Origin of the sequence: Caballeronia temeraria, from assembly GCF_001544795.2 — a bacterium.
Taxonomy (GTDB): domain Bacteria; phylum Pseudomonadota; class Gammaproteobacteria; order Burkholderiales; family Burkholderiaceae; genus Caballeronia; species Caballeronia temeraria.
In genome coordinates this window covers 1-22,673 of the sequence record NZ_FCOI02000055.1, presented here as the reverse complement: position 1 = coordinate 22,673, position 22,673 = coordinate 1, and the positions used below count along the sequence as shown (strand labels likewise).

Genomic DNA, 22,673 nt, shown 5'->3' with positions numbered 1-22,673 from the left:
GTGAGTTCTCAGAACATTTGCACTTCGTTGGAACCGGCGCGGCTCGCCGGTGCGGGCTTCTTATTCGGGGCCGCCGGGGCGGTGGCGCTGTCGCTTGCCTGCTCGTCGCGCGGACGGCCGGTGTGATGCCGATAGTTGTGCGCCCGGGTCGCTGGCGGTGACGACGTGCCGCGCTCGGCTGCTTGAGCCGGTACGGGCGCGACGGCAGCACTCGCGGATGACGTGGTCGCCGGTGCTGGCGGCGCCGGCAGCACGACTGGCACGACCGGCACGACCGGCTTCGATTCCGCCTGCACGATTTGCGGCTGGGGCGTGGCGACCGCACGTGCGGCTTGCGGCTCGCGATGCGACTGGCGGATCGGCGAGACGGCTGCAAGCTTCGTTTCGTTGGACGCGGTCGGCGTGGCTTTGGCGGCGCCTGCGTTGCCGGTATTCGTGGCCGACGTCGGGCTGAGCGAATTGCGAAACTGATCGGCTGTCAATCCGACGGTCGGCGCGTTGCCGAGGTCGCTCGCGCTCAGCATCGGGGCAACTGCGACCGGGCGAGCAGGCGAGGCGTCGATCGGGCGAAGAGCGGGTTCACTGGCGAGGACGGGCAAGGTCGCGTTTTCGCTTTTCTGCGACGAAGCCTTTTCCACGCTGCTCTTTTGCGGCATCGTGCTCGCGCCGACGGCATGCCAGATCCTCGCCGCGCCGACACCCGCCATCGCGACGATCAGTGCGATAAGAAGGGGCTTGGCGCAGCGACGCAAAACCGGACCGGACTTGGACATGCGCGATGTCAGCTTCGACGATTTGCTGTCGCTTTCAAACACTGCCGATGCCGGCAGCGCCGCGATTTGACGTGGTAGATCAATGGTCATCGAGTCAGGTGCGAACTGCGCATGCAGTCTTTGAATTTCGCGCAAGTCCATGCGGGATCCTCCTGTGTATGTTTGGTCGAGCCGGGTTGGATCGAGCTTAAACAGCGCTGCCGGAAATCAAGGTCGCGCGCGGATGAGGTCATTAAAACCGGTTCAGTGCGTCTCGTCGGGGTCAGGAAGCAGCACACCTTCAGGCGCGAATCTGTTGTTATCCGGAATGCACAAGAACGGGATTTGCCTGACGCGGATTTCAGCCGCCTCCAGCGCGGCCTGACGCGTTCGCGGTGTCAGAGAGCGGAACATCAGCGCTTCCATTGTCTTCAGGAAGAGCTGGTCATACATGGAAAGCACGCGAACGAGCCGGCCCGACATGGCGTGCTTGATCTCCAGCGTTACCCACTCGGGTTGAGTGGGTGTGCGTCTGCCCGGCAGCTTGTTCGCCCAATCCAGCGCTTTCTTGAAGAAAGCCTCGGCGGCTCGAAATTCCGCTTCGATCGCGATGAGCTTGCCGCCACGCGCGACGGTCATTTTTGCGGCCGCGAAGTTGAAGTCTGAGCGCAAAAATTCGCGCGCGAACTTCGAGTAGTAGGGCAGTTCTGTCTGCGCGAGTGTTTCGGCGTGAATTCGGGCGAGACGGCTATCACTGGTGAGCCTTGAAAGGGGGCGAAGACCGCTCTCGGCCGCGCTTTCGTTGCTCTGAGGTGTGGCGCGTGTCGGTTCCTCGTCGGGCATTTCCATGTCGATAACAGCCATGATCGTTTTCGGTTTCGTCTGTGTTCTCTCTCACATAAGATTTTCATTGTTTAGACAATTGTCAAGGCAGCGAAAGCTATACGAATTTCGTGAGCTTTCCACTGCACACGAGCGCATTTAACCCGGATACTCAACTCCATTCCCTGCGTCGCTGACGCATCGACCTCGACTCCAAGCCCGGAGTCCATCTTTTTTCTGCAAGCCGTGCCCGCCTCGCGCGTTGGCATGCTCCGACCGGATCGCTACCGGTGTGTGGAAATCTTCCTTGTGCTGAGTGTGTTCGCTACACACTCCCCAATTTCAGCCGTGATACTCGTACCCTGGCCTGCATTCTTTGCGCCGGTACATCGTTCGAACCCTTCGGGTGTTCTCTCTCCAGAGCCTGATCTGGGTAGAACGATCGAAGTTGGCTGATCCGTGAAACCTGCGGCGGAAGCAATTCCGAAAAGGGCTGTTGCGCGGCGTGACCATGCCGCGCGAGAACGACTTTACGTTCTCTGTCTGAGCGCCCCGGATCTCCGGGCGCTCCCTGCACGCCACGTCCCCGGAAGGGACGTGGCGCGTAGGTCTCCCTCTCTATCGATTTCACGAAGCTCGCCCCCTCACCGGAGCGGGCTTTTTTTTCGTCTATCGCTCCCCGCGACGGACCTTTCTCAACGGAGGTGCTGTTCATGCTGTTGCCCGACCGCCTCAACCAGCGCATTGCTGAGGCCATCAAGCATCAAATCGATACCGAGCGCGAGCAAGCGGACACCGCATCCCCTGTTTGGCGTGCGCGCTGCGAAGTTGCTCAGGTCGCGATGTACAGCGACTCAGAGCGCTCTGTCTTTATCCACCACGTGAGCGTTCGTCGCGGCAGTACGGCGGCCCGGGAGATGCAATCTCAGGCCGACGCGCTGCGGACCAACGCCATCTTCTTTCTCGCAAGGAAACCGTCATGAACGCCGTTGTCCAGATGTTCGATCACGCCCCGCGCAGTCTCGTCGAAGAGCGAGCCATCCGGCCGCCCACGATCGGCAAGATCCGACCGGGCATCAAAGTGCTCACACGCACCCACCAGACCAACGAAAAGGCGATCAAGCTGTATCACGACATGGTGGCCGCGGGCGAGTCATATGAAGCGATTGGCAAGCTGCTGGAGACGACGCTTAAGTTGCGCAATGCGCTCGTTCCGAAGAACGTGCCGTACTTCGTCTGCAGACGCTCCGACTTCTCGAATCCGGATACGGCCGACGAAATCCTGCGGCTGTATGGCGAGGATCGCGGGCAGGGCGTGAAGCTGTATCGCTTTCCCGTCATGTTCGCGTTCGACGACTGGCTGCGAAATGTGCCCAACCAGATGGCGGCCTACACGACAGCGGGGCGGCAGTACTTCTCCGAGTATGACCGGGACGGCAAGCGCTACTGCAAGATGTACGCGCCCGTCGAGCGCAATGCCCGTGCTCAACGTGCCCGCCGGTCCTTCGGTGGTCGACTCGTGGTGCACCGGCAGGACGATGACATTCCCGATGGCATCTGCGACCCGCACGTCTGTCCGCAGTATCAGGACCGAAAGTGCAACCTGACCGCGAATTTCGTGTTCGCGATTCCGGATGTGAAAGGCCTTGGCCTGATCGAACTGCCGACGAATTCGATCTACGTGCTTCAGAAAGCGTATTCGGCGATGCAAACCGTGTCGCTCGCGCGCGGCAGGCTCACCGGCACGCGCTTCTGGCTCTCGAAGAAAGAGTTCGACATCACCCGGATCGACGATAACGGGCAAGCCGTTCGGCAGAAGCAGATGTTGACCGTGCTCGATGCTGACATCGACCTCGGCGCGCTGCTCGATGGCGCGGAAGAAGGGCAGCTTGCCCTGGACGCGGCCAGTCGGGCGGTTGCGCTGATCGAAGCGGATGGCTCGGTCGAAACGTTGCATGAAGCGACCCTTCAGCCTGACGACAGCCTGAGCAGCGGCGGTGAATCGGCGGGAATGCCCGAAGTCGAAGGGCGGTTTGAATCCAACGAGACGCTCGAAGAGAAGCGCCACCGGATGTCTGACCTGCTTCAACGCCTTGGGCTGAACCAATCCGAGCGACAGCATGGCTTTCGCGTGTACGCGCACCAGCGGTACGGTCGTGGCTGGATCGAACGAATCGCGGACGTTGATGCGATGAATTCGAGGCTGACCGCCGCGCTCGACGATCCCGCGTCGCTTGACGTCGAGATCCAGGACGCGGTTGGAAGCGTGCTCTACGAATAACTCTAGCCAGTCCCTTTCCCGCGTTATTTCGACGCGGGAAAGGCTGGCGCTTCCTTTCTGTTGCACATGAGAGCATTTCAGCAAGAGACGCTTGCTCAAATGTTTTCGACCGCGCGGCTTCAGCGCATCGAATTCGTCCGCTTCGGCGGCCCATCTACTTGTTCACGCGAAGGAGTTTCCAATGCGTAGAGTCGGCAACTTCACGCTGTTCTTCGGCGCGGACGATGCTTTTAGCAACTGGCATCCGTGCCGGTTCGTGTATCACGGCGTGGCGTTTACGTCGGTGGAACAGATGATGATGTTCTCGAAGGCGAAGCTTTTTGGTGATGAAGCGGCGGCACAAGCCATCCTCTCCGCTCATCATCCCAAAGAGCAGAAAGCACTTGGCCGCCAGGTTAAGGGCTTCGACCTCGCAACGTGGAAGGAAAAACGAGAGTCGATCGTCTACGTTGGTTGCCGCGAGAAGTTCGCGCAGCATCCCGGGTTGCGATCGCTGCTGCTCTCCACCGTTCCGACTGAGATCGTCGAGGCGAGTCCCTACGACGTGATCTGGGGCGTGGGGCTAGGTGAGCGTCATCCCGACATCACAGACAAATCGAAGTGGCGTGGCCAGAACCTTCTCGGCCAAGCGCTGATGAAGGTCCGGGACGCGCTGTCTATTCAATCGCAACAATGACAGCAAGAGCCTATGTTGACTGATCAAAAGCAGATGCGATGTGGCGGCTGCGGCACGACACTTTCAAGGTGTTCACCGCGGACCGCACCGTACGCATCGTCGTTGAATGCCAGGGGTGCAAGAGCACCTCCTATATCGAACCTGTTCCCTCCAAACTCACGATTGAATGGGGCGAAGGGGAAGGATGCATTACGGTGTTTTGAGTCAATCGCTACGTCGAGGTCTGGCGTTGGATCAATTGAGCTGCCTTCCGGAAACGGGGCGGCTCTTTTTCATTATGGAGGCGACGTGAAAATCGCTCACTTCTCTGACTTGCATTACGCGCCCGGGAATCTCGAAGAGGCCGATCGCTGTTTTGGATTCGCGACCGAGCATGCAGTACTCATGCACGCGGATGTAGCTGTCATCTCCGGTGACGCGACCGATCATCGGCTCGACGCGCATGCACCGTCCCTGCATCGGCTCGCCCGACGCATCAATGGGCTCAGCGGAAGTATGCCGGTGCTCATGTTGCAGGGAACGTTTTCGCATGAGCCGCCGGGAACGCTTCGCAACTTCGAACTGATGTCGGCAACACATCAGATCTATGTGGCGGAGCGCGTCCAGCAGGTTAGTCTTCACGAAGGCCGGTTCTACGCATCGAGCGGACCGGTCTTCTCCGAAGACGAGCTGCGCGAAGTACTCTCGATCGGCGCCGATGTCGTGTTCGCCTGCTTGCCCACGGTCAACAAGGGGCAACTGGCGGCCGCCGTTGGCGCCAAGGAAGCCGGGACGGGTCTTGAAGCCGTGCTGGGTGACTATCTGGCCGCGGCAGGGCGCATCAACGAGCAGCTTCGTGCCGCAGGCATTCGAACTGTAGGAGTCTCCCACGGCACGGTCAACGGTTGCACGACCGAGCACGGCGTGACGATGGCGGGGTTCGACCATGAGTTTTCGCTTGGCAGTCTGTTCGAGGCTCAATGCGATGCCTTCATGCTTGGGCACATTCACAAAGCGCAGCGGTGGGAGCGAGCGGGGCGCGTCGTGGCCTACCCCGGTTCTATCGGGCGATTCCACTACGGTGAGGAAGGCGACAAGGGCTTTCTGATGTGGAATGTCGAGGTGGGAAGCGCGCAAGCCGATCTGGTCGTGACGCCTTCGCGGCAGACGATCTGCGTCGACTTTGACGGACCGCCCGATATGCAGCGCCTCACGGCAATCGCGCTCGATGCGACCGACAAGTTCGTTCGAATTCGTTGGCAGGTCGACGATGAGCACAAACAGTCAGTCGACCGTGACGCAATCGCGGCGTTGTTTGGCAGCGCGGCCGAGCTGAAGGTCGAAGCTCGAATTCTTCCCGTGGTCCGCTCACGCGCCCAAGGCATCAGCCTCGAGACGTCGATGGATCGAAAGCTCGAGCGCTGGTGTGAGCACACTGCGGTTGATCCGGTGCCCTTGCTTGACCGGCTGCAGTTGCTGGAAACAATGGACGCGGAGGCAATCGCGGCTGGCGTGCTGGCGCGACTGAGCGATGCAGTCGCGGCGCATCCGTCCGGAACTGACGGGATGCCCGCATTGTCGAGCACGTCCGAGCCTGCACCGGTGACTGTCCAAGAAGCTTCGAGTGACGAAGTTGGCGACGACGCGCTACCCATGCCCGATGCGACGGTGGAGATCGTCGCGTCGGCGCCGGCAAGTCGACTTTCATGGCTCAACGATGATTTGTTCGCGGCGTAGGTAGCAGCGCTTGCAGGGGAGGCCAGCACGGCTCCTTTGCCTGAGCACGCAAGCCGTGTTCCGATAGCCGACTGTCATCGTCGCTATCGAAACAGAGGTTTCACCGCGTCTTTGACGCATCGACTAGTAGTGGCAGGACCTTTCTCTAGCAGTTCATTTCTTTTTTCACCCAGGCGGGGAGCGATCCCTACCGGGGTCGCATTCCGCCCACCATAACGGAGTGCATCATGTTTGGTCTCTATCCCGCTGGCCCGAACTGGGTCCGCACCTTTTCGTTGGGCGACTGCTCTTCGCGTGATCTTCAAAAGTCGTTGGTCGATTTGGCGGGCCTTACTGCTGCGATTCAGCATCAGCCGTTTGGCCAATACCGCGGCGCGGTACTGGCGCAGTTCGGTCAGACGCTGCTGCTGCTCGCCACGACGCCCGGCGCGTACGAGGTTGCTGTCACGCCGACGGTTGAGATGCAGCACCTTCTGTGGTCGTATCAGGAAGGGTATGCAAGCCAGTGGTCTCCTGCCGAGATCCGCAGCCTCACCGGGCATAGTGGATGGCAAGAGCTTCTGACGAACGCGCGTCGCGAGTTCAGCAGAGTCTGTGACCAGGTCGCAGCCGCGCTCGACGGGACGCTCCAAGCGCCGTCTCGTGCCATTGCGTCTACCGACATCAATGCGCCGTTTCCCAACGAGGACGACGCCGCGTTCTACTCGCAGATGGCCGCTATTTCGGCTTCGATGACCGTGTCAGAGGACCTGTCATGCGGCCTCTGAAACTGACACTGGAAGGCTTCGTTGGTGTGCGCGATGGCATGAAACGCGACAGCGTGACGCTCGATTTGGAGGCGTTGCCAGATGGCCTGATCGCCTTGACCGGCCCTAACGGGGCGGGCAAGACCACGCTTATGGACAATCTGCATCCGTATCCGATCATGCCGTCGCGTGCGTCGAAGCTGTCGGTCGACGCCTTCTCGTACTGGGATCACATCGGCGGCACCAGTGCGCTGAAGGAACTCGAATGGGAGCACGACGGCATTCGTTATCGCTCGTCCTTCACGTTTCGCAAGCCCGGCAAGACAGGCAAGGCAGAGTACTACCTGGCCTATCGCGGCGTCGACGGTACGTGGCGCCCGGTGTCGCTGCCTGACGGAACGGTGTCCGACGGCAAGGCGGAGTCGTATAACCGCTGCGTCGAAGCGATCAACGGTTCGTTGGAAACGTTCTTCACGAGCGTGTTCTCGGCTCAGAACCGGCGGCCGCTCGCGTCCTACGGTGCGGGCGAGATCAAGACGCTGCTGGCCGAACTCCTTGGCATCGACCACCTGAAGGCATTGTCGGCGAAAGCCGCTGATGTCGCGAAGGTGCTCGGCAAGTCGCTCGAAGGCATCCAGTCTGAGCTTGGCGCGCTAGCCGGAAAGCGGCAACGTAAAGCAGACGCTGAGCAGTCGATCGTCGCGCAGGGCAACACCCTGCGTGCCGCTCGGGAGCAACGCGATGCCGCGCTTGAGCATGCGAGCAAGCTGGCTCAGGAGCGGGCGACGCTTGCGGCGAAGCAGACTGAATCTGCAACGACCGAGGCGCGCCTGCGAGAGGTGGGCGTGCGCCGAGACGAGTTGGGGCGTGCCATGAAAAGCGTGGCAGACGACGAGCAAGCAGCAGCGGTTCGTTGCAAGCAGCGCGTTTCCGTGCTGAGTCGAACCGTCGCGACGCATCAAGCAACGCTGGCTCGCCGTGAGGCGATCCTCGGTGCGGCGGCTAAGCGCGAGGAGGCCGAGTTGGCGATTGCGCGCGAGGAAGCGAGGTTTGCTCCCCTGCAGCGCGACATTGCCGATTTGGAGGTAAAACGCGCGACGTTGACGACGCTCGATGCGACGCTTACCAGCTTGATGAGCCAGGGCACGACGAAAGCCGCGCACTTTGACACGCTGAGCAAGCAGGCGGCTGTTGCGGAGCAAGTGCCGTGCGTCGGTCATTCGATGCATGCGCAATGTCCGCTGCTCGCGCAAGCCTTTCAGGCGAAAGAGCAATCGGAAGTGCAGCGTGTTTCGGTGGCGAATCTTCGCGCGGAGTATCGCGAGAGGAGAGCGCAGGCCGAAGCCTTGGCTCGCGTGCCGGCTGAGTTGGCGGCAAAGCGCGTCGAGATGCTGGCCATCACCGATGCGGCCGCGCAGCTTCGCCGTGCGTTGCAGGCGGCGACTGAGCTTGCTGCGACGAAGCCACTGCTCGATGCCGCCGTGTCGGGGCTCGAAGCCGCGCAAGCGGAGCTGCGCTCGATCACTGAGGAAAGTGCCGCACGCACCGCCAGGTACCAGTCTGAGAAGACGCGTATCGAAGCAGAGCTTGCTCGCATGACCGAGGAGGTCGGGCGACTGGCCGCCGTCGATGTGACAGCCGCGATTGCGAAGCTGGACCGTGACATCGCAGCGAACCGGGAGACCGTCGCGGCACTGGATGGTCGGATCGAGCAATCGATCCGCTCGCAGAGTGTGTTGCAGGCCCAAGCGGAATCGTTGGCGTTGGAGTTGGAAAAATTCTCGGCCACGCAGTCGCGTGCCGATCGCCTCTCCGACGAAATCGCGCGATGGAAGCTGCTGGCTAAGGGCTTGGGCAACGACGGCGTGATCGCGTTGACCATCGATGACGCGGGTCCGGCGCTGACGCACACCGTCAACGAGCTACTACTCGCATGCTACGGGATGCGCTTCACGGTGGAGATCCGCACGCAGCGCACGCTCGCAAGCGGTGAACTGCGTGAAGGCTTCGAGATCCTCGTTCACGACGCCGAGTCCGACAGCAGCAAGTCGGTCTCCGTTATGTCCGGCGGTCAGAAGGTCTGGATCAACGAGTGTCTCACGCGGGGCATCGCGCTCTATCTCGCGCAGAACACCGGTCAGCCGTACCAGACCTTGTTCAGCGACGAGTCAGACGGTCCGCTCGATCCCGAGCGCAAAGTGCAGTTCATGCGCATGAAGCGTGAGGTGCTGCGCCAAGGTGGGTATCAGCGGGAGTTCTTCATCTCGCAGACGCCCGACCTTGTCGCTGAGGCCGACGCAGTCATCGACGTACAGGCGCTTGCCGCCTGATCTTTTTTTAACCCTTGTGGGGAGTCGCCCCCTCAGGGGACTCCCCCGGGGGCGCTCCCGTTTCCCTTCATCCACGCGCCCTTTGGCGCTATTCCCGCTATGGCAAACCTTTTGATGCTGCTGCTCGCGGCAGCCGGCAGTCCGTCCCACTCGAATGCGGTGCCTCACCAGCCGCCTGCGCAGCAAGCTGCACCGGCTACTGCTCAGTCGCAGCCGCCGCGTCCGCCATACCTGCGTCCCGCGGCTGCGTTCGATACCGGCCGTTCGCGTCGCATCTGACAACGGCTCTTTTTTCTTTCACTTTTTGACTGGAGATCTTCCATGGCCTATTCCTGCATTGATTTTGTCGACGACGTACTGAACGACATGGTGATCCGAAGCTGGATCAAGCCCGGGCAGTACGGGGCCGACGACCCGCAAGCTCAATGCAATGCGGTGCTCGGCGCGATTATCGACGCTGACTTGTCTCTGCGCCTCGCCGCTGACGCGAAGCAGTTTCATGCGGAACTGCTGGATTCCGTCGAAACCCTGACCGCCGTCGCCGAACAGTACGGCGCGTCCGCCCTCGCGAATGTCATCTATCTCCAGACGGCCATTTTGAAGGGCGGGGTGATCGAACTCACGCGGGAGGAAGCGGAGAATTTCTCTTTTGTTAGAGACCTGCCTTCGGGCGGTCGCTGGTGGCAAAGCGTCACGCTGATCGAGTAAGCGGCACGAAACGGCGTTCAATATCTTTCTCAACCCTTGCGGGCAAGCGGCCCCGCAAGGGTCGCTCCGCGTTCTATATGTGGAGTGTCGTTATGTTTGAAGCAGCCAAGCTGGGCGCATCGCCTGAGCAGTTTCCCAACCTCGAAGCGGCGATTGGCTACATCGCCGGCACCGCGACGCACGCGGGTGAAGTTCGCCCGTGGACCCGTCACGTCGACACGAAGGTCTTCCTGATCATCGGCCGGAGAGTCCAACCCCCAAAACGGAGTGCGGCAATGACGCCGCCGTGGCTGGAGCAATACGCCAGTGGCCAGAAGACCGGCTACGCACAAGCCCTGATGGCGTACGCCGACTACTACGGCGTCGATGGATCTGCTGACGATGACCCGGAAATCGAAGAACGGATCGCCATGCACCGGCAGCCGCTCGTGGGTTACGCGAGTCGGACGGGCACCCGCCGCAACCTGGCCGCATTGAAGGGAGCCGACTGGCGCTTGTTGGTCTCGGCCAAGGGCGAGTTGCGTACTGAGGGCTTTGCCCGCTATGCGTTGGATAACGGCGCTTGGACCGCCTACCAGCAGGGCCAGCCCTTCGATGAGTACGCGGTCGCGGTCGCGGTCGAACGGCTCGGCGAGCGGGCCGATTGGCTTGTCCTTCCGGACATCGTCATGGGTGGCATGGCCTCGCTCGACTACTCGCTGAAGTGGCTGGAACGACTTCGGGGCATGCCGTGCCGGATGCTGATCGCAGTTCAGAACGGTATGCAGGTCGAAGACCTCGCCTCGCTTCTCTCGCCTGCTGTCGGCATCTTCATTGGCGGGTCGACAGAGTGGAAAGAGCAGACGGCGCACGTGTGGGGGTCCCTCGCGCGACGGCGTCACTGCTACTTGCACGTCGGTCGCGTGAACTCGGCGCGGCGCATCCGCATCTGTGCCGCCGCCGGTGCGGATAGCTTCGACGGTACTAGCGTGAGCCGGTATGCGAAGACGCTGCCGCGCCTGGATCGAGCAACACGGCAAGCAGACATGTTTGCCGCAGCGCACGACGGTCTGGAAGGGGCGCAACGTGCGACGGCTGACCTTTTGATTTGATTTAGACGATAACCTTTGAACCCTTGGCGAGCGAATCCCGAATGGGTCGCTCCTGTTTTCTGGAGCAAAAAATGGAACAGGAAATCCTCTCGAAGATGGAAGCTGCGATCAGCGTTATGCAGCGTTACATCGAACAGGGCCATAGCTTGAGCTGCGCCTATTCGGGTGGCAAGGACAGCACGTGTACTCTGGTGTTGATGCTTGAGGCGATCACCCACCATGTTCAGTCGGCCGACACGACGATCGAGAATCCGATAATCGCAAACTTCTTGCACTCAGTGTTGGACGAGCTGCAGCTGCATATCGAAGCGTCGGTGTTGCCCGTACAGGTTCATGTGACGACACCTTCGTTGGCAAGCCAGTTCGTAGTGTCGACGATTGGACGTGGCACGTTGGTACGCATACCTGAGAATGGCGTGCGTGACGGTAGACGGACCAGGGCGTGCGCGGATTATGTTGCCCGTCAAGTGTAAATTGGAACCTTGAAGCAATTGTCCGTAGGGACGCAGACCCATTGCGGCCATACGCCACCAATAACGTCAACAACGGTACATAATTTTCAGTTGAGAAGCGCTTTTATTAACACTTAAGCAATGCGCCGACGACCTAGGCTAATTGACTTGAACGCCGGGGGTCCGAACGCGGGTGCGAAAACAAGCGCTGAGTTAATCCTCGGACTAGCCCACGGCCGCGTGGGACGACAATCGACCACGAGCGGCCCCTTCTTCCTCTAGCTTGCGATCTCGTCGGCAAAACGCCTATAATTAGATGGCATTTTGCCATGGAGGACGGTCATGAGAACAATCGAGTTCACGCCGACTGGTGCCAGAAACGCACGATGGACGGAATACGCCCTGCTCAGCAAACTGCTGGACGCGCGGGTCCGAGATGCTACCGATCTTGCTGGATTGGCGCAGGAGCGCGTCGACGTCGACGTGATCGATCGACTCGCCGCTCAGGGACTGAAGGCCGACGAGTTGGCCTTCATCATTCCGCGACGCACACTCACGCATCGTCGCCAACAACACGAACGTCTGTCAACAGAGGAGTCTGATCGAGCAATTCGTTTGGCGCGGATTGTCGCGCAGGCGAACGTCGCATTTGGCAGCAACGAAAAGGCCTTAGGTTGGTTGCGCGGTCTGCAGAAACGCTTCGGCGGTCTCAGCGCGCTTGGAATGGCTGCAACCGAGCAGGGGGCTCGTCTGGTCGAGGACGCGCTCGTACAGATTGACGAGGGATATTTCGCCTAATGGTTCTGTGGAGGATCAGCAACTATGCCGACTTGAAAGGCGTTGGCGGTCTGCGTGCTCCCGGTCGATGGCACGTTGCTGGACGTCCAGTGGTCTACTTGGCCGAGCATCCGGCCGGTGCCCTGCTCGAGACGCTTGTTCATCAAGAAATTCAATCCAGTGCGGATCTGCCCGACACGTATCGTCTCCTGCGCGTGGCGGTCGGCGATCGATTGGCGATTGCCGAACTAAGCGAGAGCGCTCTGCCGGAGAATTGGCGAGAGGACGCTCCATATACGCAGTCCGCCGGCAGCGAATGGCTAGAGGGCGGATCAACAGCGTTGCTAAAAGTCCCAAGCGCGGTGATGCCTTTCTCCTACAACTATATTTTGAATCCCGTACATGCGGACGTCGTAGGCATCAAGATTGAGACGGTGATCGACGTCCGACATGATCCGCGCATCTTGCGCCTACTGACACGTCCGAGGGGCGACAACCGATGAAAATATCGATCGAGCAAACCAAGGTCGTTTATCGCGAGGCAATCGACCCGATGGCGAGCGACGGCGAATCGGCAAGTTGGTGGGAAGAGATTATGGCGGAGGTGAAACAGGTTGCCTGTGCGAGGACCGAACGAGACGCCGAAGCGGTGATCGCGTGGTGGCACCACGACTGGTCTTTGGTTTCTGATACGCCTGCTGCTGCAGTCAGACGCATTCGTCGCGCTGTACGGGCGATTAAATGATCACCTGATCCTATCTGAAGATACCGCGACGCATGCTGAACGACTCTTCAATCGAAGCTTCTTACACCCGTGACAGGGTGCTTCGGTTCCTGAATGGAATCGGCATTCCTGCACGTTACGAGGTCGGGGCTACTGGCTTTTCGGCAGGATGCCGCATCGAGCAAGGCACCTTGGCCGTCGATCCTCAATGTAGGATATCGACCGTGCTTCACGAGGCTGCGCATCTGGCGATCACGCCGCGCTGCTTCAGGTCTTTGATGGACGGCAACCTCTATGCAGGGCAGCGGGAGATGCTTAGACGCATTGACGAACAAGGCTTACACCCAGATTCGCCACTGTATCGGGCCGTCATTCAATGCTCGGACCCGGAGGCCACAGCATGGGCGTGGGCCGCAGGCGTTAGCCTTGGTCTTCCGGGCAGCGAGATTATCCGCGACGATGAGTACGATGGCGAAGGGGCAGACAATCGACTCGCCTTGCAGATGAATGCATACATTGGCATTCATGGTCTCGCTCACGCAGGTTTCTGTGCGGTTCGCAAGCGCGGCAAACACGACGCCTGGCCGCGTTTGAACTTCTGGACGCAATAAATCGCCTCAGACGCCGGGGCGCAGCAATCTGACTGGTCGGGCAAGCACGGAGAATCGCCAACGGTGCTGCGATCAGATATATGAACACATCGGGCGGTCGTGATCAGCAAAGCGACGCTTGATATGAAAAGGAAGGAATCGGGATGAGCGAGAACAAAGTGGTCGAAGCGGCGAGAGCGAAGTGGAACGCACAGGCCGACGAGCACAACCAATGGGACGAACTGGGCTGCGACGAAAAACTGGAGTTGGCCGTGCGCGCGGCGTTCGAAACATTGAACGCGCAACAAATCGTGGCGTGGATCACTGAAGATGGTGAGCGGGTCATCACGGATGTGACGAAACGCGGTTTACCGAGTGCCGTTCAGGCACCCTACACGCTGCCACTCGTCCGGGCAACATCGAGCGAGACACTGACGGACGGCGAACATTGAAACACATCGGCACGACGACCTGTCCATTGGCCAACGTTGCGTCAGCGGTGCGGAGATGATTCAGAATTTGGTGGATAGAATGACACTGCTGGATGGAAGATACATGGCGTTCTGTAAGGAGCGCAGTGCCTTGGCCGCTGCGGTCAATGGGCATGGCCCGGTGTACCCTCAGGCTCCGTGCAAGGTTGCGAAGGGTATGGCAATTTTTCTAAGAGAAGGAAAGGAGGTCTGGCGGTGCAACGCCGGATACGCAGAAGTCCATTTCAAGCTCGAGCGGATCGATTGATGCACTACCCCGTCCGGTTTGGAACGGCAAACGCCTGCACCGCACGGTGGTCGCATCCTGCGTGGACCTCCAATTTATGTTCGCGGTACCGGGGATGCGCCTCGCGTGGCCGCCCTCTGAAAGTTTCGGCCCGTCCACAGGTGACGGGACGTTGATTGCCTTGTGCGCGGACTCGAGAACCGCCCTGAAACTTGCATGGGGAGACGCTACGGTGGCTGAGCTCTGGTGTCTCTACCCGGGCCGCCGGGCTGTTCGAGGCAACGGCTGATCGAGAAACTCTGCGGTCAATCCTCTTGACGATGCGTTGTACGCCCATCGAACAAACTGTTCCAGCAGATAGGCTTCGCGCTTCCGTAGTTCGGCGTTTGCTAGTTCTAGCCGATGATTGCGGTCGACACAAGCCCTCAAAACTGGCGACAGTTGCCGGGAGACGGCAACGGGACGTTGGCCTATCGCCCGATACGCATCATACGCAGCTCGTATTTCGGCTCGATTGTGCAGTGCTTGCCTTGTGTAAGTCGCGCCCAACCTCGTCGCCACCGCGTCCACGAGTGCTGGCCAAGTTAGGCGCCCGTCCCATCCGCGAATGATATCGACGACAATCGATAGACGATCAGGAGAAAGGTTGGGAGATCGGTCTTTCGCGCTTCGATGGTTGCTTGAGGCGTTGCTTTCAAAGCTCGGCGCCGGTTTCACGGATCGAGAGGGCATCGGACAGGGCTCCATCAGAAAGCGAATAAGCTTTAATTGAGTTTAACTGCACAACCGCGCCGTCCGATACATCCGTGTCAGTGAGGATGTTCAGGAGTTCGTCGAGGCGTTTAACGGTCGCCTTGTGAATTGCCACCCAGTCGTCAGCACCGAAGACGCCATCCGCAACGGCTCGGAATGCTTTCGAAAGACTTTCCCTCGCGTCCTCTAACGCTTGCGCGACACGAGAAGTTTTGTCCGCAAGTCCTTTCAGGCAGACGTGGTCCTGACAGTCTAGACATTGTCTGAACCGCTCGCATGGTGTGGTTGTGAAATCGTGGATGCAGAAGCCATAGGGCGTGACGTGCGCTGTCGGGACAATCATCGCAGCGAATTGTGACCGCGTGACTGGTAAATTTTTGGGAATCTCTGCAAGTGGTCCGATGGCTTTTCCGTGGTCGCCGACAGCTGTACGAATCCTAGCGACGATGTCCTCGCTCGAGACGTGGTCGTATGCAGAGTTGTGCTGGAGCGTTGTTCGACCGCTCCACTTTGCAATGTCGAGTTGAGACAGGCTCTCGCTCTGCGCTAGTGTGTTCAGCCAGTGACGGAATTGATGACTCCGCATCGCAAGCTTGCCATCCGGGTCAATTCCGACGCGCTGAAATACTGTGGTGCTACCGGAGCGCTTGTTCTGGCCCAATGAACATCCAATGTGGTGATATTTGACGGTTTCGAACATGCAGTGGCTGCCCTCCGTTTCGTTGCGGTTGCCGAACAAGCCCTCTGCTATAACTAGAAGGGCTTCGGAGTACCTCATGCGGCGTCTTTCGTCATAGATCGGGAAGCCCTGCGGCACCGTTGCAACCACATGGGCTTCGATGTCTTCGAAACGGACGGCCTGTACATGGCTATGACCCGCCAGCGGAATCTCGGGCACTACGGAAGCGAGCGGCACACGGTTACGATTTATCCAGCCCCTGGCTGCGCGTTTGCCTGGTGAGAGGTTCAGGATTTTGCTCACTTCATCGAGCGTCAAAACACTTTGGTTGCGCAAATGCGCAAGCTCTGGAGGTAGAAAAAGCTTGCGAGGATGTTCTTCATACCAGCGAGCCATCGCGCGAGCCGGTTCTGTAATCTTCCTAATCCTGTCGAGTGCCTTGCGAACCACTTCAGCCATGCCCGGCAATATCCACTTGATGTGGTCGGCTGCTCCTTTCGACCCGCTCCAGCGCAGACCGAGGTATGTGCGGCCATCGGAGTCCGTTTGTTCGATTTCGCAGTTCACTGGCAACACCATCACCTCGTTGATTCGCTCCGGGGCGGAACACATGATGGCTGCGATTGACGTAATCAGGACATCGCGGTCGTCTGAGGCGAGATTGAATGCCTGAGCCAGACCGTCTAGGCACTCCTTCGGGGGCATGTTTTTCGCTCGTCGCCTCTCGAATTCTGGGCCGATGCGTCCATTTGTGATCCGCGAGGCACGCGGGTAGCGCCAGTTGTGAAGTGGTGCATAGACAAAGGCCTTCTTGTCGAGGAACCGCGCGATCTGGCCTAACATATATCCTGCGGCCGGGTTTTCTCGGCGGGAGCTGTTCGATCTGATCATTTCGGAGGCGCGGTCGAAAAGTGTGGCATCGAGCTCCGCGAGCGACGATACACAGCGCTCTACCATCACTGTATCCAAAGCTCGAAAAGCAGCGATTGCATGGGCATACGTCGAGGAAGATTTGTTCGCCACCTCTACGCGCATGTATGCCCTAGCAAACTCGCCAAGTTGGTCGCAAAAAGGCCTCCGTCCATCTTGAAGACGTTGTCTGAAGCTGATGGTAACGGAGCCATGCTTTGAATTGCGATGACCTCTGCGCGAATAGTCGTCGGTGACATCCCATACGCATTGGTCGAAATCGAGGTCGCGGCCAAAGACGGTCGATCTCTCGCGAGCATGCAGAATGTAGTCCGCCAGATTACGCTCGGCATCGGCCTTCAGACGGGGAAGCAGAGCGAACACTTTGCTCATGCGCCACTCCCGCAACTGGACTCGAGACACCGGTTGACGACCTCGGCGACGGCAAGAATCGTTCGGTCATTGACGGAGGCAATGCGAAGGTCGCTACTGGCTAGCAGCTCATCTCTTTCTCGTAGCAAACGATCGAGCAGGAGTTGGTGAACATCGTCCCGCCAAGGATTGAAGTAGGGACACGTGTAGCACGCCAATGGCGCCGCCAACCAACAGGACGACGATTTCCCGCAACGCCCGATCGGGTGTAAGGAGCTTTTCCCGGGGATATGAAGTACTCTCCCTTGTCCATCTGCGTCATTGGAGGAGCGCTCCGCGAGTTGGCCTGCAAACGCCTGAGCGAGCGGCGCGATTCTTAAGGCGAGCGCTTTATCTATTCTTTGAATCATCGCGGGCCGACACTCAATGTAGACGAGACTGGAGTCGATCCAGCTATGGTCTAAGAGGTCAGCGATCACGGGAGTGTCCAGACCTTCGGCGGCGGCCCTTGTGCCGAGCGTGCGCCGAATTCGAGTCTGAAAGAGCTTCATCGGCTCGCCTGTGCGAGGAGAAATGACATGTAGACTGTTCAAAAGTCGAGCGATTTTGCTCGCCAGGCCACGCCCTGAGTAGTGTCCCTCTAGGGCGCCGGGCATAATCCGCCGCCCGTGCCATGCAGTCTTCGTTGACGGAAAAAGCGGAGCATCAACAAGCGGTAGGTTGTTTCTTTCAGCCCATCGTTCGACAAGAGCGATCTGGCTTTCCAGCAGCCGCCCGACGGCGGGGGCAAGTTCGCGCACCCTGAATAGAGTTCGAGGTCGGATATTCTTGCCTTGCTTCAAACGCGTGACTTGAAGCATATACGCTTTCGATCCGTCAGAACGCCTCGCTATATCAAGATCCCCGATTTTCATCATTGCCAGCTGCATAGATCGGCAGCCCAGTGACACTGCGAGGACAAGCAACGCGTAGTCGGAAAGGGAAGTCTTTCCGGTCACGAATGCTTGTCGGAGAGCCGCAACGAACGACTCATATTCGAGATCGGTAAGCGGTCCGGCGGACGGGTCCATCGTACGAACGGCGACACCTACCTTATGTCCGACGGTTTTCATCGAAGGAAGATCATCGATCAAATCGCGCGTCAGGCCGCCGACTCCAGTACGCGCCCAGTTCAAGAGGATGGATCTGAGGGGTCGAAGAAGGTACAACTGGTCGGCCGCCAATGATGCACCGTAGTTGCGAACGTCGGCGGCGCTTATCTCTTCGATCCGCCGCGTTGGATGTTCCAACGCTAAGTACCTTAAAAGCGAGCGCAAGCGTCCAAGGGACCGGCGTAGTCGTTCAGGTGCGTTTGCCAACAACAGGACCGCGAAAGCTTCACGTACCTGCGCGCGAAAATCGCTTGTTGCTGCGGGGAGATTGGAAAAATTGAACACCACGTTGCCGTCGGCTGTGGGGAATCTCCAGTGCCACGTTGCGGCGTCAAACTCGGCACCATCGATCGTTCTGGACGGCGATCTCACATGGTCTGGCAAGGCATCTCGACCGCTCTCATTCATGTTGGGCCTTGGCAGGACGCATCTCGACCAACGATTGTTGTATGCGTGTTGAGATGTCATCGGCGAGACGACGAGTTCGCCGCCGAAGGTAGTGATCAGCACTCTTCGAAAACTCTGACCAACCCATTGCGTGGTTTCGTGCGCGGCGTTCATCTTCCGGCTTCAATCCAGCTTTATCCGCGACTTCGCTAAAGTCTTCGTTCCAAGTGTGACGCAGCACATGGGACGTCAGCCTTTCGCCAACAAGAGGATCTCGCGCCCGAAGTTCACGAAAAACCTTTGAGAATCCCGCCAACGACAAAGGCCGGCCGGTGGTCTCTGAGACGAAAAGAAAGTCGTGCTTCCGTGCTCCACTTATCTTTGCGCGATGCGCGACTATGTGTTCGTGCGTTAGGAAGGCCAATTCGTCGCTGATACCGATTGCGCGCTCGCGGGTCTTGGTGTTCGGCTGATACTTTCGCGGGTCATCCGGATCGTCGGCGCGACGAACGATCGATGCCATATTCCTCCGGAAATCCAACCGTTTGATTCTGAGTCCGAGCAACTCGCCGCGGCGCAAACCCGTACCAATGCCCCACATGACGATGAGTCGGTTTCGGTCGCGCAAGAAGTCACTTACAACACGTTTGTCCCGATACGATGGATCGGTGACGCGAAGCAGTCTGAGTTTCTGTTGAGCGTTAAGGCCAACACGTGTCGATTGCTTTTCAGCTGTCGGAGTGCGAATTCGGAGTCGATCTAACATCTGAGACAGCAGTCGAATGTAGCGGTCTCTTTCTTCCAACGTCTGGCAGACTTGTCCGGCGGTTCGCTCACCGAGCCATTGAAGATAGGCACCGGCGTAGTAGAGGCGAATCGCAGCTGTACCTGAAGCTACAGGACTTCGTACGAGAGGAGCGTCTGATTTCCCCGAGATACCCGAATTTGCGCGTCGTGTCCGAACGTAGGCTGAGCGCGAGAGCTCGTCCAACTCATGGAGATCGAAGAACTGCCCCGAAGTGAATCGTTCTGCAAGATCGATCCCGCGCCCACGAGAGAAATGAAGAAGGAACTGTACGCCTCTCAAAACTTGTTCGATGGTTGCTGCTGAAGCGGCTCTCGGTCTTACGTGCGTACACGCGAAGACGCAGGGGTCGAACATTGGAATGCCGGTCTCGGCATCAATTAGCATCGGCATGCGCTCACCATCCCGGAATATCACTGTGCGGATTGAGGTGTGCGGCTGATCACTCATTTCCTCGCTCCTTCGCATTGGTTAGTGCGCCCCGGCGGTGCATCGAGACGCCGTTCGTTGGAGGCCCGGCTGCGTCAAAGGTAGTCCTTCGACAAGGCATTTTCTTTACACCCGACCCGCGGTCGTTCATAAGGTACAGAACACGAGACTAGGCAGAAGAGCGACAACAGGCGCAAACTCAGTGAAGACAAGGGCTAACGGAAAGTTGTTGACGCTCTCGTGCATAGACACCTTAACGCGGACGAGTGGAAGGTACGGCCGGGAGGTCGCCTTCGAACACTGCTTGAACGACGAGCGGCAGATGACGTTGCTCGCGAAGTCATAACGGTGCTCGGGTTGCGCAAGGACGAAAGTACCTCCCGCGCGGTCGCAATGGCTGAACCGCGAGACAGCGCGGAAGTTGCTGTCAGAAGCAGAACCGGGGCACTTACACTGTCTCCGCTGAGCGAATGGACTTCGGACGACGTGTGGACAATGCTCGCGCTGCTGGCCGATGCTCGCGACCTGACGTTTCCGTCGTCATTGGCACCGGCCACGATCCACCGCCTGTCCGATATCTATCGGGCAGGAAACGGAGGAACGTGCGGTGTTGTGGTGGGCGAATCGGGTGCTCGGGCCGCGTGCGGAAGCAGGTTTGGGTGTGCTTTTTGTTGTGTCAGTGGCGATCGTGACAAGTCGCTTGAGGCCATGATCGAGGATGAGCAATACGGGCATCTTCGTTCGCTCAACGACTTCCGCAATTATCTGCTCGCGATCCAGTGGGATATGTCGCGGCGCGAACTGGTGGGGCGTTCGCTGAGCGATGCGGGCTACACGCGCATCCAGGCAGACACCTACAGCTACCTGACGCGAGTCGACTTGCTCAAGAAGCTCTGCACTATCGACGCGGCCGAGCGCGACCGTGCCGAAGCGCACTCAGGCGCACTGGCGAGCGGATCGATTCCGGATTCGGAAGAGAATCGGGTGCTGTGCGAGCCGCAGTTCGAATTCGTGACGCCGCAGCAGTTGGTGGCGATCGACTTCTTTCTGTCGATGCATCACTATGCGCCCCACGCGTTTCCGGCACTAGCGGTCTGGCACGACGTCAACGTGTTGGGGCGTCGCTACCCGACTCCAACGCTCGAACCACTTCCGAAGACGGATATCGTGCTGCACGGCTGGTATCCAGTTGGGCAGTACGACAAGGAGGCGCCTGCGACGGGATTGCGCTCGTTCGACGCTGAACAGTGGAACCCGTACCGGCATCAGGGTCGGCCCGGGCGATATGCGAGAACGACGGGCGGTGAGCAGACGGTGTATTTCGAGGAGACGTCGCAGTTCGACGTCGACGCGGAAGCAGCATGTTTGTTCGTCACGTGCACCTACGACACCGCTTTCATGCTTAACACGCAGCATCGCGACGCGATTGACTCAGCGCATTTCTGGCTGAACGAGGGCATCGTGAAGTTGCCGACCGGCATGGCCCAGCGGTATCAGGAGATGGCGAAGCGCGGGCAGTACTTCTCTCGACTCGCGCAGCGCTTGAACCTGACGCCGGCCGAACTCGACGCACATCTGATCGAGAACGCCATCGGCGACGAAGCGCATCAGGCACTGTTGGGCTATGACACGACGCAGTTGAGTCTCTTTGCAGAAGCGGCGTAGCTGCAACCAAGCTTGTGAGCACGTCCCAGGCTAAAAGCCTGGGACTTTTTTTTTCCCCAAGTCGGATTGGTCGAAGTTCGGTGCGGGGAGCGTCTCGCCGGCGCGAACGCCGAGGAGTTGAAGGGCGCGGGTGATCGCGGCCGTCTCGCGCGAAAAGTTAAGCGTTACGGACTCGCCTTCCATGATGATCTGCGCGCCAGAATGGACGCAGAAGGCATGGAGCGCCATGTTCAGGGCGCGGGCAATCTCTCCGTCACGTGTTTTTTCCTCAAAAATCGGATTCATCGCTGTTCCCCTTTCGCAGGCCGTTGCTTTGTCAAGCGTGCGCTGTACCGAGAGAAGCCGGGAAGGGAAACCAACAAGCCTCGCCCAGTCGCTGAGGGAGGCCCTGCTTGGCGAAACAAGCTCGGGCGAAGGGCATCAGCAAGCATTCCACGATCGGAAGTTTGTCGACTCGTCCTCTCCAATGGCTGCGACCTGACGAAACTTCGAACGCCCGCCGGAGCCTCTCGATTCGTCCGAAAAAAACGGGGAGATTGACGAGAATGTGGATAGCGCCATGGGTGGCAGTTGATCTCCCCTGCCAAGCGAGTCCCTCGCGCGTGCGGTCATCAAGGGCAAGAGCGGGCTTGCGGCAGCTAGCTTTTCCGATTCAACTTAACCGTGGCGATTGAATCGGATGTTCCGGCATGCCACCGAGGCCGTAATTGGTTCTAGATCGCGCTCATACGATGGCCCAGGTGGCCGTCGCATTCCGGGAAGGCTTCCGAAACAGGCTTAAAGCTTGCGAGGGTGTCCCACATAGAAGGGGATCATGCTCAAATGGGAGGGGATCATGCTCAAATTGTTCAGCATTTTGATGCTCGCGGTGGTGTTCTCCGGATGCGTTACAGCTCCACCGTACAGTGACGGCGCGCCCGCATACGGCCCCGGCTACTACGCACCGGGCCCCAGCATCGGTGTTGGCGTTGGGGGCGGCAGCTACGGTTCCGGGGTGGGCGTCGGCGTAGGTGTGGGATTCTGAGAGCCTTCGCAGGAGATCGGTCCCGAAGGGTTCGTTGAAGGTAAGCGACTCGGCTGGGCCAGTTCCTGATTCGCGCGCGCGTGAGGCATGATGGTGCTGTCGTGGTGGAATTCGTAT

At 59.2% G+C, this 22,673-nt stretch carries 22 protein-coding genes; 16 read left to right on the top strand and 6 right to left on the bottom strand.

Translation table 11 applies throughout. From position 1 onward, the window contains the following. Window positions 1-8: 8 nt before the first annotated feature. Window positions 9-914 carry a hypothetical protein gene (locus AWB76_RS37020; RefSeq protein WP_061165044.1) on the bottom strand — a complete coding sequence of 302 codons (906 nt, stop codon included), beginning with the start codon at window positions 912-914 and terminating at the stop codon, window positions 9-11. A gap of 102 nt (window positions 915-1,016) precedes the next feature. Next, window positions 1,017-1,616: a hypothetical protein gene (locus AWB76_RS37015; RefSeq protein WP_061165043.1), complete on the bottom strand. Its 600-nt coding sequence runs from the start codon at window positions 1,614-1,616 to the stop codon at window positions 1,017-1,019. A gap of 674 nt (window positions 1,617-2,290) precedes the next feature. Here AWB76_RS37015 and AWB76_RS37010 point away from each other — a divergent pair. The 14 genes from AWB76_RS37010 (at window position 2,291) to AWB76_RS36945 (ending at window position 14,117) form a co-directional block, all read left to right on the top strand. Further along, the gene (locus tag AWB76_RS37010) at window positions 2,291-2,557 is read left to right on the top strand and encodes a DUF7696 family protein (protein ID WP_061165052.1); all 267 of its coding nucleotides are present in this window, start codon (window positions 2,291-2,293) and stop codon (window positions 2,555-2,557) included. Next, window positions 2,554-3,855, top strand: coding sequence for a recombination directionality factor (locus AWB76_RS37005; protein ID WP_061165042.1), 1,302 nt, complete (start codon window positions 2,554-2,556; stop codon window positions 3,853-3,855). The genes AWB76_RS37010 and AWB76_RS37005 overlap by 4 nt, the downstream gene beginning before the upstream one ends. A 181-nt stretch (window positions 3,856-4,036) precedes the next feature. Beyond that, window positions 4,037-4,531: a riboflavin biosynthesis intermediates N-glycosidase gene (ybiA, locus tag AWB76_RS37000; RefSeq protein WP_061165041.1), complete on the top strand. Its 495-nt coding sequence runs from the start codon at window positions 4,037-4,039 to the stop codon at window positions 4,529-4,531. Between the two features lie 288 nt (window positions 4,532-4,819). Further along, entirely contained in the window at window positions 4,820-6,247 is a 1,428-nt protein-coding gene (locus AWB76_RS36995) for a metallophosphoesterase family protein (RefSeq protein ID WP_061165040.1), read from the top strand. Window positions 6,248-6,474: 227 nt separating this feature from the next. After that, complete coding sequence (locus AWB76_RS36990) at window positions 6,475-7,014, top strand: hypothetical protein (protein ID WP_061165039.1); 540 nt, start codon at window positions 6,475-6,477, stop codon at window positions 7,012-7,014. Then, window positions 7,002-9,323 carry a nuclease SbcCD subunit C gene (locus AWB76_RS36985; protein WP_061165038.1) on the top strand — a complete coding sequence of 774 codons (2,322 nt, stop codon included), beginning with the start codon at window positions 7,002-7,004 and terminating at the stop codon, window positions 9,321-9,323. The genes AWB76_RS36990 and AWB76_RS36985 overlap by 13 nt, the downstream gene beginning before the upstream one ends. 321 nt (window positions 9,324-9,644) lie before the next feature. After that, window positions 9,645-10,031 carry a hypothetical protein gene (locus tag AWB76_RS36980; protein WP_061165037.1) on the top strand — a complete coding sequence of 129 codons (387 nt, stop codon included), beginning with the start codon at window positions 9,645-9,647 and terminating at the stop codon, window positions 10,029-10,031. 92 nt (window positions 10,032-10,123) lie between these two features. Next, complete coding sequence (locus AWB76_RS36975; protein WP_244173667.1) at window positions 10,124-11,122, top strand: hypothetical protein; 999 nt, start codon at window positions 10,124-10,126, stop codon at window positions 11,120-11,122. A 71-nt stretch (window positions 11,123-11,193) separates the two neighbouring features. Then, a complete protein-coding gene (locus tag AWB76_RS36970; protein ID WP_208606660.1) occupies window positions 11,194-11,595 on the top strand; it encodes a hypothetical protein in 402 nt (133 codons plus the stop codon). Between the two features lie 321 nt (window positions 11,596-11,916). Next, window positions 11,917-12,372, top strand: a complete 456-nt coding sequence (locus AWB76_RS36965; protein WP_061165035.1) for an Xre family toxin-antitoxin system antitoxin — start codon at window positions 11,917-11,919, stop codon at window positions 12,370-12,372. Continuing rightward, complete coding sequence (locus tag AWB76_RS36960) at window positions 12,372-12,854, top strand: RES family NAD+ phosphorylase (protein ID WP_061165034.1); 483 nt, start codon at window positions 12,372-12,374, stop codon at window positions 12,852-12,854. Before AWB76_RS36965 ends, AWB76_RS36960 begins: the two co-directional genes overlap by 1 nt. Then, window positions 12,851-13,096: a hypothetical protein gene (locus AWB76_RS36955; RefSeq protein ID WP_061165033.1), complete on the top strand. Its 246-nt coding sequence runs from the start codon at window positions 12,851-12,853 to the stop codon at window positions 13,094-13,096. The genes AWB76_RS36960 and AWB76_RS36955 overlap by 4 nt, the downstream gene beginning before the upstream one ends. A 32-nt stretch (window positions 13,097-13,128) precedes the next feature. Continuing rightward, complete coding sequence (locus AWB76_RS36950) at window positions 13,129-13,686, top strand: hypothetical protein (RefSeq protein WP_061165032.1); 558 nt, start codon at window positions 13,129-13,131, stop codon at window positions 13,684-13,686. Window positions 13,687-13,829: 143 nt separating this feature from the next. Further along, entirely contained in the window at window positions 13,830-14,117 is a 288-nt protein-coding gene (locus tag AWB76_RS36945) for a hypothetical protein (RefSeq protein ID WP_061165031.1), read from the top strand. A 959-nt stretch (window positions 14,118-15,076) separates the two neighbouring features. Here AWB76_RS36945 and AWB76_RS36935 read toward each other — a convergent pair. Genes AWB76_RS36935 through AWB76_RS40305 form a run of 3 tightly spaced genes read right to left on the bottom strand, consistent with a single transcriptional unit; the run spans window position 15,077 to window position 19,888 of the window. Next, the gene (locus AWB76_RS36935; protein ID WP_061165029.1) at window positions 15,077-17,116 is read right to left on the bottom strand and encodes a hypothetical protein; all 2,040 of its coding nucleotides are present in this window, start codon (window positions 17,114-17,116) and stop codon (window positions 15,077-15,079) included. Continuing rightward, complete coding sequence (locus AWB76_RS36930; RefSeq protein WP_061165028.1) at window positions 17,113-18,654, bottom strand: site-specific integrase; 1,542 nt, start codon at window positions 18,652-18,654, stop codon at window positions 17,113-17,115. Before AWB76_RS36930 ends, AWB76_RS36935 begins: the two co-directional genes overlap by 4 nt. Further along, window positions 18,647-19,888 carry a tyrosine-type recombinase/integrase gene (locus tag AWB76_RS40305; protein WP_157696310.1) on the bottom strand — a complete coding sequence of 414 codons (1,242 nt, stop codon included), beginning with the start codon at window positions 19,886-19,888 and terminating at the stop codon, window positions 18,647-18,649. Before AWB76_RS40305 ends, AWB76_RS36930 begins: the two co-directional genes overlap by 8 nt. Window positions 19,889-20,362: 474 nt before the next feature. On the opposite strand from AWB76_RS40305, the gene AWB76_RS36920 reads away from it, so the two are divergent. Continuing rightward, on the top strand, window positions 20,363-21,532 hold the full coding sequence (locus AWB76_RS36920) for a hypothetical protein (RefSeq protein ID WP_244173669.1): 1,170 nt from the start codon (window positions 20,363-20,365) through the stop codon (window positions 21,530-21,532). 30 nt (window positions 21,533-21,562) lie between these two features. Here AWB76_RS36920 and AWB76_RS36915 read toward each other — a convergent pair whose 3' ends face one another. Beyond that, the gene (locus tag AWB76_RS36915; protein WP_061165026.1) at window positions 21,563-21,817 is read right to left on the bottom strand and encodes a hypothetical protein; all 255 of its coding nucleotides are present in this window, start codon (window positions 21,815-21,817) and stop codon (window positions 21,563-21,565) included. A gap of 529 nt (window positions 21,818-22,346) precedes the next feature. On the opposite strand from AWB76_RS36915, the gene AWB76_RS36910 reads away from it, so the two are divergent. Next, a complete protein-coding gene (locus AWB76_RS36910) occupies window positions 22,347-22,556 on the top strand; it encodes a hypothetical protein (protein ID WP_374729977.1) in 210 nt (69 codons plus the stop codon). Window positions 22,557-22,673: the final 117 nt, after the last annotated feature.

Coding starts and splice junctions, on each gene's coding strand:
- AWB76_RS37020 (WP_061165044.1), bottom strand. CDS start 914: ATGGACTTGCGCGAAATTCAAAGACTGCATGCGCAGTTCGCACCTGAC.
- AWB76_RS37015 (WP_061165043.1), bottom strand. CDS start 1,616: ATGGCTGTTATCGACATGGAAATGCCCGACGAGGAACCGACACGCGCC.
- AWB76_RS37005 (WP_061165042.1), top strand. CDS start 2,554: ATGAACGCCGTTGTCCAGATGTTCGATCACGCCCCGCGCAGTCTCGTC.
- ybiA (WP_061165041.1), top strand. CDS start 4,037: ATGCGTAGAGTCGGCAACTTCACGCTGTTCTTCGGCGCGGACGATGCT.
- AWB76_RS36990 (WP_061165039.1), top strand. CDS start 6,475: ATGTTTGGTCTCTATCCCGCTGGCCCGAACTGGGTCCGCACCTTTTCG.
- AWB76_RS36985 (WP_061165038.1), top strand. CDS start 7,002: ATGCGGCCTCTGAAACTGACACTGGAAGGCTTCGTTGGTGTGCGCGAT.
- AWB76_RS36980 (WP_061165037.1), top strand. CDS start 9,645: ATGGCCTATTCCTGCATTGATTTTGTCGACGACGTACTGAACGACATG.
- AWB76_RS36975 (WP_244173667.1), top strand. CDS start 10,124: ATGTTTGAAGCAGCCAAGCTGGGCGCATCGCCTGAGCAGTTTCCCAAC.
- AWB76_RS36970 (WP_208606660.1), top strand. CDS start 11,194: ATGGAACAGGAAATCCTCTCGAAGATGGAAGCTGCGATCAGCGTTATG.
- AWB76_RS36965 (WP_061165035.1), top strand. CDS start 11,917: ATGAGAACAATCGAGTTCACGCCGACTGGTGCCAGAAACGCACGATGG.
- AWB76_RS36960 (WP_061165034.1), top strand. CDS start 12,372: ATGGTTCTGTGGAGGATCAGCAACTATGCCGACTTGAAAGGCGTTGGC.
- AWB76_RS36955 (WP_061165033.1), top strand. CDS start 12,851: ATGAAAATATCGATCGAGCAAACCAAGGTCGTTTATCGCGAGGCAATC.
- AWB76_RS36950 (WP_061165032.1), top strand. CDS start 13,129: ATGCTGAACGACTCTTCAATCGAAGCTTCTTACACCCGTGACAGGGTG.
- AWB76_RS36945 (WP_061165031.1), top strand. CDS start 13,830: ATGAGCGAGAACAAAGTGGTCGAAGCGGCGAGAGCGAAGTGGAACGCA.
- AWB76_RS36935 (WP_061165029.1), bottom strand. CDS start 17,116: ATGAGCAAAGTGTTCGCTCTGCTTCCCCGTCTGAAGGCCGATGCCGAG.
- AWB76_RS36930 (WP_061165028.1), bottom strand. CDS start 18,654: ATGAATGAGAGCGGTCGAGATGCCTTGCCAGACCATGTGAGATCGCCG.
- AWB76_RS40305 (WP_157696310.1), bottom strand. CDS start 19,888: ATGAGTGATCAGCCGCACACCTCAATCCGCACAGTGATATTCCGGGAT.
- AWB76_RS36920 (WP_244173669.1), top strand. CDS start 20,363: ATGCTCGCGCTGCTGGCCGATGCTCGCGACCTGACGTTTCCGTCGTCA.
- AWB76_RS36915 (WP_061165026.1), bottom strand. CDS start 21,817: ATGAATCCGATTTTTGAGGAAAAAACACGTGACGGAGAGATTGCCCGC.
- AWB76_RS36910 (WP_374729977.1), top strand. CDS start 22,347: ATGCTCAAATGGGAGGGGATCATGCTCAAATTGTTCAGCATTTTGATG.